Origin of the sequence: Pseudoxanthomonas spadix BD-a59 (genome assembly GCF_000233915.3) — a bacterium.
Lineage (GTDB): Bacteria > Pseudomonadota > Gammaproteobacteria > Xanthomonadales > Xanthomonadaceae > Pseudoxanthomonas_A > Pseudoxanthomonas_A spadix.
In genome coordinates this window covers 1,039,141-1,051,851 of record NC_016147.2, presented here as the reverse complement: position 1 = coordinate 1,051,851, position 12,711 = coordinate 1,039,141, and the positions used below count along the sequence as shown (strand labels likewise).

The 12,711-nt window shown below is 67.4% G+C and carries 14 protein-coding genes; 11 read left to right on the top strand and 3 right to left on the bottom strand.

Translation table 11 applies throughout. From position 1 onward, the window contains the following. The first annotated feature begins 46 nt into the window (after window positions 1-46). The 3 genes from DSC_RS04730 (at window position 47) to DSC_RS04725 (ending at window position 1,130) form a co-directional block, all read left to right on the top strand. Window positions 47-346: a DUF3861 domain-containing protein gene (locus DSC_RS04730; RefSeq protein ID WP_043290409.1), complete on the top strand. Its 300-nt coding sequence runs from the start codon at window positions 47-49 to the stop codon at window positions 344-346. Then, a complete protein-coding gene (locus DSC_RS16835) occupies window positions 330-476 on the top strand; it encodes a hypothetical protein (RefSeq protein WP_158308226.1) in 147 nt (48 codons plus the stop codon). Before DSC_RS04730 ends, DSC_RS16835 begins: the two co-directional genes overlap by 17 nt. Before the next feature lie 84 nt (window positions 477-560). Further along, window positions 561-1,130, top strand: coding sequence for a YceB family lipoprotein (locus DSC_RS04725; RefSeq protein ID WP_043290408.1), 570 nt, complete (start codon window positions 561-563; stop codon window positions 1,128-1,130). Between the two features lie 101 nt (window positions 1,131-1,231). On the opposite strand, the gene DSC_RS04720 is transcribed toward DSC_RS04725, so the two are convergent. From DSC_RS04720 to DSC_RS04710, 3 genes are all read right to left on the bottom strand, one after another. Continuing rightward, window positions 1,232-1,771, bottom strand: coding sequence for a type 1 glutamine amidotransferase domain-containing protein (locus DSC_RS04720; protein ID WP_014159993.1), 540 nt, complete (start codon window positions 1,769-1,771; stop codon window positions 1,232-1,234). Between the two features lie 114 nt (window positions 1,772-1,885). Further along, window positions 1,886-2,671 (bottom strand): 3-hydroxybutyrate dehydrogenase, encoded by a 786-nt coding sequence (locus DSC_RS04715; protein ID WP_014159992.1) that lies wholly within the window; start codon window positions 2,669-2,671, stop codon window positions 1,886-1,888. 119 nt (window positions 2,672-2,790) lie between these two features. Then, window positions 2,791-3,258 carry an SET domain-containing protein gene (locus DSC_RS04710; protein WP_014159991.1) on the bottom strand — a complete coding sequence of 156 codons (468 nt, stop codon included), beginning with the start codon at window positions 3,256-3,258 and terminating at the stop codon, window positions 2,791-2,793. A gap of 173 nt (window positions 3,259-3,431) precedes the next feature. Here DSC_RS04710 and DSC_RS04705 point away from each other — a divergent pair, with 173 nt between their 5' ends. The 8 genes from DSC_RS04705 (at window position 3,432) to DSC_RS04670 (ending at window position 12,621) form a co-directional block, all read left to right on the top strand. Then, on the top strand, window positions 3,432-3,899 hold the full coding sequence (locus tag DSC_RS04705) for an SUF system Fe-S cluster assembly regulator (protein ID WP_014159990.1): 468 nt from the start codon (window positions 3,432-3,434) through the stop codon (window positions 3,897-3,899). A gap of 17 nt (window positions 3,900-3,916) precedes the next feature. After that, on the top strand, window positions 3,917-5,386 hold the full coding sequence (gene sufB / locus DSC_RS04700) for a Fe-S cluster assembly protein SufB (RefSeq protein ID WP_014159989.1): 1,470 nt from the start codon (window positions 3,917-3,919) through the stop codon (window positions 5,384-5,386). A gap of 220 nt (window positions 5,387-5,606) precedes the next feature. Beyond that, on the top strand, window positions 5,607-6,371 hold the full coding sequence (gene sufC, locus DSC_RS04695) for a Fe-S cluster assembly ATPase SufC (protein WP_014159988.1): 765 nt from the start codon (window positions 5,607-5,609) through the stop codon (window positions 6,369-6,371). Next, window positions 6,368-7,630: a Fe-S cluster assembly protein SufD gene (sufD, locus tag DSC_RS04690; RefSeq protein WP_014159987.1), complete on the top strand. Its 1,263-nt coding sequence runs from the start codon at window positions 6,368-6,370 to the stop codon at window positions 7,628-7,630. The genes sufC and sufD overlap by 4 nt, the downstream gene beginning before the upstream one ends. Before the next feature lie 83 nt (window positions 7,631-7,713). Next, window positions 7,714-8,904: a cysteine desulfurase gene (locus tag DSC_RS04685; protein ID WP_043290956.1), complete on the top strand. Its 1,191-nt coding sequence runs from the start codon at window positions 7,714-7,716 to the stop codon at window positions 8,902-8,904. 123 nt (window positions 8,905-9,027) lie between these two features. Next, window positions 9,028-9,555 (top strand): GNAT family N-acetyltransferase, encoded by a 528-nt coding sequence (locus DSC_RS04680; RefSeq protein ID WP_043290955.1) that lies wholly within the window; start codon window positions 9,028-9,030, stop codon window positions 9,553-9,555. Between the two features lie 9 nt (window positions 9,556-9,564). Then, on the top strand, window positions 9,565-9,900 hold the full coding sequence (locus tag DSC_RS04675) for a Rieske (2Fe-2S) protein (RefSeq protein ID WP_014159984.1): 336 nt from the start codon (window positions 9,565-9,567) through the stop codon (window positions 9,898-9,900). A gap of 333 nt (window positions 9,901-10,233) precedes the next feature. Next, window positions 10,234-12,621, top strand: a complete 2,388-nt coding sequence (locus DSC_RS04670) for a catecholate siderophore receptor Fiu (RefSeq protein WP_014159983.1) — start codon at window positions 10,234-10,236, stop codon at window positions 12,619-12,621. The last annotated feature ends 90 nt before the right edge of the window (window positions 12,622-12,711 follow it).

Genomic DNA, 12,711 nt, shown 5'->3' with positions numbered 1-12,711 from the left:
ACAGCCTCCTACCTTGGAACCCTGTTCCCCAGTCGTCGTGTTCGCCATGAGACCCCGGCCGCACCGCTACCGCATCACCGTCACGCCCGTCGAGGAAGACGGCCATCCGTGCCACCATCGCTGCAGCATCGAGTTCGAACATCGCGCCAGCCAGGACTGGATGCAGCTGCTGGAGACACTCCAGCGCCATCGCCAGCTCAGTGCCGACGAGCGCGCCGGCACCCTGATCAGCAGCCGCCTGCTGCACGACATCGCCCAGCGTCACCGCGATGCCGGCGAGGACCTTTTCGCCCCGCTGCAACCGGCCCTGGAGCGCTTCATCGCCGGGCTTGATCCGCGCCGTTAGAAGACGGCTGCGCATCGCCGATGCACAGGGCAATGTGCGCAACTGGTCGGGCTGGTACCGGCTGCGGCGCAGGATCGGCAACGACGGCTGGGAGATTTCCACAGCCTCGATGCGGCCGCAGCTTGATTGAAGCCCGGTTCACCGGTCGCGCCTATGGTGTGGCCAGCGCACCGGGCGCCACGACCAGCCAAGGACATCCATGCAGACCTCGAACATGACCTCCCTTCGCGCCGCGCTGGCCGCCGCGGCCCTGGTGGCCGCTTCCATCGCCGCCGCGGCATGGGCGCAGACCAGGCCTTCCAGCGAGCTGGCCGTCTCGGCCGCGCAGGTGCAGGGCTACCTGCAGTCCGAATTCCCGCGTGATTTCCAGGCGTTGGGCGGGCTGGTGTCGATGACCGCCAGCAATCCGCAGCTGAGCATCCCGGCCGACGGCAATCGGGTGCAGATGCAGTTCGACGCCAGCAACGGCGGCGACGCCCTGGGCCGGGTGTGGCTGAGCAGCGGCCTGCGCTACGACCCGCAGGCGAAGGCGCTGTTCCTGGAGGCGCCCCGCGTGGACCGGGTGGTCCCCACGTCCGGCCATGAGCTGCGCGAACGCGACCGCCAGCTGGTCAGCCTGTTCCTGCAGGACTACGCCAGCAGCGAGCCGCTGTACAGGCTCGATCCCCAGCTGCTGGCCAGCTTCGGCAACGTGCGCGTGGAATCCACGCGCGTGGCCAATGGGCGGATCGTGGTGCAGTTGAACCAGCCGGTTAGCATGCCCGACCTGAGCGGGGCGCAATAGGTTGCGTCCACGCCGTCACCGCCCATCCGGCCATGACCCAGCGGCCCGCGCAGCAAACGCGGTGAATTGGCCGCGATTGCCTGTCTGCGCATCCAGCTGGATCAGCCAGCAACCGCGTTTGCGATCGCTTGGCTGAAGGCGGGAATATCGCCCGGGTTGCGACTGGTGATGATGTTGCCATCGACCACCACTTCGCTGTCCTGCCATTGGGCGCCGGCATTGGACAGGTCGGTCTTGAGCGAGCTCCACGAGGTCAGCTTGCGGCCCTTGGCCAGGCCACTTTCGACCAACATCCAGGGGCCGTGGCAAATCGCCGCCACTGGCTTGTCGGCTGCGGCAAAGGCCTTGACGAAGTCCACGGCCGTGACCTCCTGGCGCAGATGGTCAGGGTTGATCACCCCGCCCGGCAGCACCAGCGCGTCGTAGTCGCTGGCCGCGACCTCGCCCAGCACCTTGTCCACCGGGACCGCCTCGCCCCAGTCCTTCTTGTCCCAGCCGCGGATGCTGTCCTTGCCCGGCAGCGAGACCACGTCCACCTTGGCGCCCATGGCTTCCAGGCGCCGCTTGGGTTCGGTGAGCTCGGACTGCTCGAAACCATCGGTGGCCAGCACCGCGATCCTCTTTCCGTTCAGGTCGGTCATGGGAAAAATCCTCTGCAAAGATGGGAGCGACCATGCTCGGTCCGGCGCCATTGGCCGGCCATGAACGTCGGCGCCGCACGCGCAGACGCAGCGCAAACGTCTGCAGCGAACGGCTCAACCCATGTGCCAGCCATGGCTGACCAGGATGCTCTGTCCGGTCAGGGCGTTGCTGGGGAACCGGCACAGGAACAGCACCGTGGTGGCCACGTCCTCCAGCGTGGTGAAGGTGCCATCGACGGTGTTGCCCAGCATCACCCGCTGGATCACCTCCTCTTCGCTGATCCCCAGGCTTGCGGCCTGTTCGGGGATCTGCTTTTCCACCAGCGGCGTGCGCACGAAGCCCGGGCAGACCACGTGGCTGCGCACGCCATGCGCGCCGCCTTCCTTGGCCAGGGTGCGGGCCAGGCCCAGCAGCCCGTGCTTGGCGGTGACGTAGGCCGACTTCAGCGGCGAGGCCTCGTGCGAATGGGCCGAGCCCATGTAGATCACCGTGCCGCGTTTGCGCGCATACATGCCAGGCAGCACCGCCTTGGTGGTCAGGAACGCACCATCCAGGTGGATCGCGAGCAGCTTTTTCCAGGCATCGAAGGGAAAGTCCTGGATCGGATGGACGATCTGCACGCCGGCATTGGCGATGAGGATGTCCACCGGGCCAAGCGCCTGTTCGACCTGGGCGATGCCGGCGTTGACCGCGGCCTCATCGGTGACGTCCATCGCCACGCCCAGCGCGCGGCCACCTGCGGCCTGGATTTCGCCCGCCGCAGCTTGCGCGCCTGGCAGGTTCAGATCGGCGATGGCCACCTGCGCGCCGGCCTGCGCCAGCGCCTGGGCCAGGGCCTTGCCGATGCCGCTGGCAGCGCCGGTGATGACGGCCACCTGGCCATCGAGGGAACCGGACATGGAGCACCTCCACAGATGCGGGGAAGGGCCCAGTGTCTCCCAGCACCGGTGACCGCCGCGCGACTACGCCGCAATGCGATCGCTGAACTCCACCAGCAGCTGTTCACGCATGGCAGGCTTCAGCGCTTGGGCTGAAGAATGGTCCCGGTGCACTTGCTCGAGCCGCAGCGACAGGCCCAGATCTTCTTCAGGCGCGGGGTATGGCGCTCGGCCAGGGTGATGCCGTAGTTGTAGGTCAGCTCCTCGCCGGGCTTGATGTTGCGCAGGGCCTCGATCACCACCTTGTCCTTGCGCCGGTCCGGGCCATCGTGCTCTTCGATCAGCGCCTCGCAGTTGGGATCGCAACTGTGGTTGATCCAGCGCGCGCTGTTGCCGCCGCGGGTGCCGTCGATCACGTACTTGTCATTGAGCGTGAACAGGAAGGTATGGCCGCTTTCCACATCACCGCCGCTGCCACGATCGGCCTGGGCGTGGGTGCGTCGTTGGCCCTTGTATTCGATCAGCCGTTCGCCCTTCTTGATGGGCGCGATCGCAAACATGCCGTTGCCGTGGATGGTGGATTTGCGGGTGGCGATCTTGCGCGGCATCGAAGCGTCCGGAGGAGAAGTCTTCAGACATTGTGGCGGCGCGGCGCGCTTGCTGCCAATCGCCGTCCGGCATTCATGCCGATCGGGTCAGCTGAGCGCAGGCCAAACCCGGGTCTGGCCTGGATCCCGCGGAAAGAGTACAATTTCGGTCCGCTTTAGCCGTTGCCCCCATCATGCTGCGCGTCACCAAGCTCACCGATTACGCCACTGTGTTGCTGACTGTGCTGGCCAGCCGCGCCGGCGAAGTGCTCAGCGCGACCGAGCTGGCCGAGGCCTCGGGCCTGGAAGCCACCACCGTCAGCAAGGTGCTCAAGCCCCTGGCCCAGGCCGGTCTGGTCGAAGGCCTGCGCGGCGTTCATGGCGGCTATCGGTTGGCGCACGCGGCCGGTGACATCACCCTGATGCAGATCATCGAGGCCCTGGAAGGGCCGCTGGCGATCACCGAATGCAGCCAGCACGATAGTCAGTGCGGCATTGCCCAGCAGTGCGGGGCCCGTACCAACTGGCGGCTGATCAACGACGTGGTCGCCGATGCCCTGCGCGGCATGACCCTGGCGCAGATGCTGCACCCGGCGCCGTTTCCCCCTTCCACCCATGTCCACACGCGGCGGCGCTCCATCACCGCGCGTGTGGCCAGCTGAACCGTAGGCAGCCCAACATGGCCACCGAAGCGACCCAAATCCCCGCGCCACTGCGCAACGTCGAGATCATCGAACAGCTCGGCCGCCGCTACGAGGCCGGCTTCATCACCGAGATCGAATCCGATTCGCTCCCGGCCGGGCTGAGCGAGGACATCGTCCGCGCGCTGTCGGCCAAGAAGGAAGAGCCGCAATGGATGACCGACTGGCGCCTGGAGGCCTACCGCCATTGGCTGACCATGCCCCAGCCGCACTGGGCCAATCTGAAGATCGTGCCGATCGACTTCCAGGCGCTGAGCTACTACTCCGCGCCCAAGGGCCCCAGGTACGCCTCGCTGGATGATGTCCCCAAGGAACTGCTGGACACCTACGACAAGCTGGGCGTGCCGCTGCACGAGCGCGCCCGGCTGGCCGGGGTGGCGGTGGATGCGGTGTTCGACTCGGTTTCGGTCGGCACCACCTTCCGCAAGGAGCTGGCCGAAAAAGGCATCATCTTCTGCTCGATGTCCGAGGCCATCAAGGATCATCCGGAGCTGGTCAGGCAGTACCTGGGCTCGGTGGTGCCGGTGGGCGACAACTATTTCGCCGCGCTCAATTCGGCGGTGTTCTCCGACGGCAGCTTCGTGTTCATTCCTGCCGGGGTGCGCTGCCCGATGGAGCTGTCCACCTATTTCCGCATCAATGCCGGCCATACCGGCCAGTTCGAACGCACCTTGATCGTGTGCCAGGACAGGGCCTCGGTGTCCTACCTGGAAGGCTGCACCGCGCCGATGCGCGATGAGAACCAGCTGCACGCCGCGGTGGTCGAGCTGGTCGCGCTGGAGGATGCGCAGATCAAGTATTCCACGGTGCAGAACTGGTATCCGGGCGATGAGGAAGGCAGGGGCGGCATCTACAACTTCGTGACCAAGCGCGCGCAATGCCGCGGCGCGCGCAGCAAGGTCAGCTGGACCCAGGTCGAGACCGGCTCGGCCATCACCTGGAAGTACCCGTCCTGCGTGCTGCTGGGCGATGATTCCAGCGGCGAGTTCTATTCGGTGGCCCTGACCCACCACCGCCAGCAGGCCGACACCGGCACCAAGATGATCCACGTGGGCAAGCGCACCAAGTCCAAGATCGTCTCCAAGGGCATCAGCGCCGGCCGCGGCCAGAACACCTATCGCGGCCTGGTCAAGGTCGAAAAGGGCGCCGCCGGCGCACGCAACTTCACCCAGTGCGATTCGCTGTTGATCGGCAAGCAGTGCGGTGCCCACACCTTCCCCTACATCGAGGTGAAGAATCCCGGCGCCACGGTCGAGCACGAAGCCACCACCTCCAAGATCAGCGACGACCAGATGTTCTACTGTCGGGCGCGTGGCATCAGCCAGGAAGACGCGGTGTCGATGATCGTGGACGGCTTCTGCAAGCAGGTCTTCCGCGAGCTGCCGATGGAATTCGCGGTCGAGGCCAAGAAGCTGCTGGAAGTCTCGCTGGAAGGCTCGGTCGGTTGACCTGTTTCCTTCTCCCCTCGGGAGACAAATCGGCAGGATTGCCGATCTGCACGGCGAAGCCGCCCGGAGGGTGAAGCACATGGATGTGCCGAATGCATGCGGCGCCAAGCAAGGGTCCGGGCGAAGCCACAGGCATCAACACTCTGTGGCGCTTTGCTGCGAACCCTCACCCCAACCCCTCTCCCGGCGGGAGAGGGGCTCAATCACTGGACCCAAGAACATGTTGAAGATCGACAACCTCCACGCCTCCGTCGCCGGCAAGGAAATCCTCAAGGGCCTGTCCCTGCAGGTGAAAGCGGGCGAAGTGCACGCCATCATGGGCCCCAACGGCGCGGGCAAGTCCACCCTGGCCAACATCCTGTCCGGGCGCGAGGGCTATGAAGTCACCGCCGGCACGGTGGAATTCGAAGGTGCCGGCCTGCTGCAGCTGGAGCCGGAACAACGCGCCGCCGCCGGCATCTTCCTGGCCTTCCAGTATCCGGTGGAAATCCCGGGCGTGAACAACACCTACTTCCTGCGCGCCGCGCTCAACGCCCAGCGCAAGGCGCGCGGCGAAGCCGAGCTGGATTCGATGCAGTTCCTCAAGCTGGTGCGCGAGAAGCTGGCGGTGCTGCACCTGAAGGACGAGCTGCTGCATCGCGGCGTCAACGAAGGCTTCTCCGGCGGTGAGAAGAAGCGCAACGAGATCTTCCAGCTGGCCGTGCTGGAGCCGAAGCTGGCGATCCTGGACGAAACCGATTCGGGCCTGGACATCGATGCGCTCAAGGCCGTGGCCGATGGCGTCAACGCGCTGCGCTCGGCCGGCCGCTCGTTCCTGGTCATTACCCATTACCAGCGCCTGCTGGACTACATCAAGCCGGACCTGGTCCACGTGCTGGCCGATGGCAGGATCGTGCAGAGCGGTGGTCCGGAACTGGCCCTGGAACTGGAAGCCCACGGCTACAACTGGATCAAGGACCGCATCACGCCGGAAGCGGCGGCATGAGCGCGCTCCTGGACTCGCTCGCATCGGCTTTCCACGGCGACAGCGCGCGCCGCACCGTGCTGGATGAGGCCCTGGCCGCCGGCCTGCCGACCCAGCGCGAGGAGGCCTGGAAGTACACCTCGCTGCGCGCGCTGGAGCGCCGCAGCTTCGCCCCGGTCCAGGTCGCACCGCCGGTCGATGCGGCGCCGATCGCGCACATCCCGGCGCCGCGCCTGGTGTTGGTCAACGGTCGCCATGTCGAAAGCCTCAGCGATCTTTCCGGCCTGGCCGACGGCATCAGCGTGCAGCGCCTGTCGCAGGCGCTGGCCGAAGGCGGCGATGCGGCGCGCTTCCTGGCCCGGCGCTTCGAGCGCGGCGATGAAGTCTTTGCCCGGCTCAATGCCGCCCTGGCCACTGAAGGGGTGCTGGTACGCGCCGAGGCCGGCGTGCAGGCCGCCACGCCACTGCAGCTGGTCTTCATCGGCGCAGCCGATTCCACTGACCGCGCCTGGCACCTGCGCCACCTGATCGAGCTGCGCGCAGGCGCGCAGCTGCGGGTGGTCGAGCACCACCTTGCCGCAGGCGAGCACGCGCACCTGGCCAACACGCTGACCCACGTGCACCTGGCCCAGGGCGCGCAGCTGGTCCACGCCCGCCTCCAGCACGAGTCCGACAAGGCCACCAGCCTGCTGCGCACCGATGCGGTTCTGGCCCGCGAGACGGTCTACAGGCGGCTGGACCTGGAACTGGGCGCAGCCCTGTCCCGCCATGAACTCAACGTCCGCCTGGAAGGCGAACACGCCCGGCTGGAAGCCAACGGCGTGCTGCTGGCCGGCGGCCGGCGTCATCTGGACACCCGCCTGGGCATCGACCACATCGCCCGCGACACCGGCTGCGCGCTGACCTGGCGCGGCCTGGGCACCGGCCGCGGCCGCGCGGTGTTCCACGGCGGCATCCTGATCCGCCAGGGCGCCGACGGCACCGACGCACGCCTGTCCAACAAGAACCTGCTGCTGTCCGACGACGCCGAGATCGACACCCAGCCGGTGCTGGAAATCCACGCCGATGAAGTCCAGGCCGCGCACGGCGCCACCGTCGGCCGCCTGGATGCCAATGCGCTGTTCTACCTGCGTTCGCGCGGCCTGCCGCTGGAACAGGCCCAGCGCCTGCTGACCGCCGCGTTCTGTCGCCAGCCGCTGTCGGTGCTGGGCGATGATGCCCTGGTCGCGCAGCTGGTCGAAGCGCTGGACGCCGCGTTGCGTCAGGCAGGTGCGGCATGAGCACCAGCGAAAACATCGGCTCCGCCGCGGTGCAGGACACCGATACGGCCACCGCGCAAGCGCCGGACTGGAACCGGATCCGCATGGACTTCCCGCTGCTGACCCGCGCGGTGAATGACAAGCCGCTGATCTACTTCGACAACGCCAACACCTCGCAGAAGCCGGTGCAGGTGATCGCCGCGGTAGACAGCTTCTACCGCAACCAGAACGCCAACGTCAGCCGCGCGGTCCACGCGCTGGGCAGCGAGGCCACCGATGCCTACGAAGGCGCGCGCAACAAGCTGGCCCGCTTCATGGGCGTGCGCGGCGATGCGCTGATCCTGTGCAGCGGCACCACCTTCGCCATCAACCTGGTGGCCTATGCCTGGGCGCTGCCAAACCTGAAGCCCGGCGAGGTCATCCTGGTCTCGCGCATGGAGCACCACGCCAACATCGTGCCCTGGCAGCTCATCGCCCAGCGCACCGGCGCAAGGATCCAGGTGGCCGAGATCCTGCCCGATGGCAGCCTGGACCTGGAGGCGCTGTACAAGGCCATGACCCCGCAGGTGAAGCTGCTGGCGATCACCCATGTCTCCAACGTGCTGGGCACGGTCAATCCGGTGCGCGAGATCTGCAGGGCCGCGCGCAAGGCCGGCATCGTCACCGTCGTGGATGGCTCGCAGGCCGCCCCGCACCTGCCGCTGGATGTGGCCGCGATCGGCTGCGACTTCTACGCGGCCACCGGCCACAAGATCTGCGGCCCGACCGGTACCGGTGCGCTGTGGGGCCGGCGCGAACTGCTCCAGGCCATGCCGCCCTTCATCGGCGGCGGCGAGATGATCAAGGAAGTCAGCTTCGAGCACACCACGTTCAACGACGTGCCGTACAAGTTCGAGGCCGGCACGCCGAACATCGCCGGCTTCGTCGGCCTGGGCGCGGCGCTGGATTACCTGGAAGGCGTGGGCATGGCTGCGATCCGCGCGCGCGAGGCCGAACTGCTGGCGCATCTGACCGAGGAACTGAATCGGATCGAGGGCCTGCGCATCTTCGGCACCGCGCCGGACAAGGCCGCGGTGGTTTCGTTCCTGATCGAGGGCGCCCATGCCCACGACCTGGCCACGCTGCTGGACCTGGAAGGGGTGGCGGTGCGCTCGGGCCAGCACTGCGCCCACCCGCTGCTGCAGTATTTCGGGGTGGCCGCCACCCTGCGTGCCTCGCTGGCCTTCTACAACACCCACGAGGAGATCGAAGACTTCGTGGCGGCGTTGCACAAGGCGCGCGCGCTGCTGGGCTGAGGAGCTTCAGGCGTGGGAGCCTCCATGGCGGCCAAGAGGCTTCATCGCGCACCTCATCGCCGCCATGGCGGCTTCCACGATGAATGCGATCAGGCGCCTGCCCGCGCGTTTTACAATGCGCCCATGCCCACCCTGACCTTTCGCGACGCCACGCTCGCCGACATCGACGCCATCACTGCGCTGGTGACCTGCGCCTACCGCGGCCCGGCCAGCCGGGTCGGCTGGACCACCGAGGCCGACCTGCTCGAGGGCAACCGCATCGACCGCGGCGTGCTTGAACATGACCTCACCCGCCCCGACAGCCGCGTGCTGCTGGCCGAACGCGACGGCGTGCTGCTGGCCTGCGCGCATGTGGCCATCGAGGATGGCGCCGGCTATTTCGGCATGTTCTCGGTGCGTCCGGACCTGCAGGGCAGCGGCATCGGCAAGCAGGTCCTGGCCGAAGCCGAGCGCATCGCCCGGGATGAGATGGGCGTGGAGCGCATGCGCATGACCGTGATCGACCTGCGCGAGACCCTGATCGCCTTCTACCAGCGCCGCGGCTACGTGCGCACTGGCATCTTCAAGCCGTTCCCGTATGGCGATGCGCGCTTCGGCACGCCGCTGCGCCAGGACCTGCGCTTCGAGGTGCTGGAGAAATCCCTTGTCTAGGAGCGGCCCGTGAGCGAACCGTGGACCTTGGTCTGCGCCACGGCGGAACTGCTGCCGGGCGAAATGCATGTTGCCTTTGACGAAGTCACCGGTGCGCCGATCGTGGTGTTCAACCTGGACGGCGAGCTGTACGCGCTGGAAGACCGCTGCAGCCATGCCGAGTTCGAACTCTCGGCGGCCGGGACCTTCGACACGCAGGCCGGCAGCATCGAGTGCATGCTGCATGGCGCGCGCTTCGACATCCGCACCGGCACGCCGCTGTGCGGGCCGGCCTACGCGCCGGTGCCCAGGTTCCCGGTCAAGGTCGAACACGGCGGAGTCTGGGTGCGCGACGACCGCGATTGAGTGGCCGCGCAGGACCGGACAACCCGATCAGCCGATTCCATGCGCCACCGGCCGCATGCAGCGGAATGTGCGGTGCGGGCGCGCACCCGCCCTGCCCACCGCCATGGCCGGCGAATTCGGTCCACCCCACCCAAGGTTGCTAATACAAATCGTTCTCATTACAATGCGACGCGATTCAGGGGCAGCCGTTTGCCGTCGCCGGGCCGTCCGGAGCGAGCGACCGGCCTGCCCCGGCCCGACCCCGTGCACAAAGCATGAGGTCGGCTGCCCGCACTCCCGTCAGCCGTCGCCAATGGGGGAATCCGCTTTCACTCCATTGGAAGAACGCCCGACATGTACATCCGCTCCCGCAAGCACACTTCTGCCCGTCCCCTGGCCGTGGCCGCGCTGGCCACATCGCTGGCCCTGGCCCTGCCGGGCGCGGCGTGGGCGGGCGCGGCCACGCCGGTGGACACCGACACCGACAGCGGCGCCAAGCACGAGGACCACAAGGACAAGGCGCACCAGCCCCAGCCCCAGCCCCAGACCCTGGCCCAGGTCCAGGTCACCGGCTCGCGGGTGCGCGACTACTCGGCCGAGCAGGTGTCCTCGGACAAGTTCACCCAGCCCATCCTGGACACCCCGCAGACCCTGCAGGTGATCACCAGCGCCCTGTTCACCGAACAGGGCGCCACCACCCTCACCGAGGCCCTGCGCAACTCGCCGGGCGTCGGCACCTTCTATGCAGGCGAGAACGGCAACACCTCCACCGGCGACACGATCTACATGCGCGGTTTCGACACGTCCGGCAGCATCTTCGTCGATGGCATCCGCGATACCGGTTCGATCTCGCGCGATGTGTTCAACATCCAGCAGGTCGAAGTGCAGAAGGGCCCGGCCGGCACCGACACCGGCCGCTCCGCGCCGACCGGCTCGATCAACCTGGTCACCAAGCACGCGCAGCTGCAGGACGCCACCTCCGGCACGGTCAGCGCCGGCGTTGACGGACAGCGGCGCGCCACCACCGACTGGAACCACACGCTCGATGCCAGATCCGGCACCGCGCTGCGCGTGAACGGCATGTGGCAGGACAGCGACGTCCCCGGCCGCGACCACGTGCAGAACAAGCGCTGGGGGATTGCTCCGTCGCTGGCCGTCGGCCTGGACACGGCCACCCGCTTCCACCTGGACCTGCTGTACGTCGAGCAGGACAACATCCCCGACGGCGGCGTGCCGACCATCGGCCTGCCCGGCTGGACCGCGCAGCCCGGCCTGGCGCAACTGGCAGGCCGGCCGGTGGATCCGGAGAACTTCTATGGCACCGGCGCCGACCACGACGATGTCACCACGCAGATGGCCACGTTCCGCGTCGAGCATGACTTCTCCGACACGCTGAAGCTGACCAACACCGCGCGCTGGGGCAAGACCGAGCAGGACTACCTGCTGACCTCGTTCACCGGCACCGGTGGCACCGCCGCCGATCCGCTGGCCGGCAACATCAAGTGGACCGACATCGACGACCGGTCGACCTACACGCTGGCGCGCAACCTGCCCACCTTCAAGGACCAGGAAAACACCATCCTCACTGACCAGGTCAACCTGCGCGCGGACTTCAACACCGGCCCGGTCGTGCACAACCTCAGCACCGGCCTGGAGTTCACCCGCGAGGAGCAGAAGACCCGCGGCCAGGCGGTCACCGGCGGTACGGCCTGGACCGCGGCCAGCCTGTACGACCCGGACTGGAACGCCACCGGCCTGGCCTGGGCACCCAACGGCGCCGACAGCCAGGGCAAGACCACCACTTCCTCTGCCTACCTGTTCGACACGATCAAGTTCGGCGGGCAGTTCCTGGTCACCGCCGGGCTGCGCGTGGACCATTACAGGACGGACTTCAGCAGCCTGGTCGCCTGCGGTAGCCGCGGCGCCCCGGCCTGCGGCGCCCTGGCCGCCGGCAGCATCGTGCAAGGCGTCGATGCCGACGCCTCCGACACCCTGTTCAACTGGAAGCTGGGCGCGGTCTACAAGGTCGCCGACCTCGTCAGCCTGTACGCCAACTACGCCATTTCCCAGCAGCCGCCCGGTGGCAACAACTTCACCTTCAGCAACTCGGCCAGCAGCCTGGACAATCCCAACCTGGAGCCGCAGAAGGCCAGGACCGCCGAGATCGGCAGCAAGTGGAACCTGCTCGACGACGGCCTGCTGCTGAGCGTTGCCTTGTTCCAGACCGAGGTCACCAACGAGCTGGTCCAGAACCCGACCGATACCGCGGTGTATTACCAGACCGGCAAGAAGAAGGTCGAAGGGATCGAACTGTCGGCCGTGGGCAAGCTGACCGATCACTGGTCGCTGTCGGCTGGCTATACCGCCATGAACACCAGCGTGGAGGAGGGCGCGGCGGTGACCAGCGACGGCTCCAACAACCTGAGCTACACCCCGGACGATGCCTTCACCGCCTGGAGCACCTATCGCCTGCCGTTCGGCCTGACCGTGGGCGGCGGGGTGCGCTATTCCGGGCGCATGCACCGCGGCACCGATGGCGCGGTGGGCACCCCGGCATTCACCAAGTCCTACACCGTGTGGGACGCGGTGGCGACTTACACGGTCAACCCCCACCTGGACCTGCGCCTCAACGCCTACAACCTGTTCGACAAGGAACACGTGGTGGGCATCAACAAGAGCGGCTACCGTTACACGCCCGGCGCGCCGCGCACCGTCATGCTCAGCGCGGACTTCCGCTTCTGAGCCGGCATTGACCCCTTTCGGCCGGGCGACCGGCCACCACGGGCACGGCGCAGGGTCCGCTCTTCCCGCGCCCGCCTCGCAAGGCAGGAA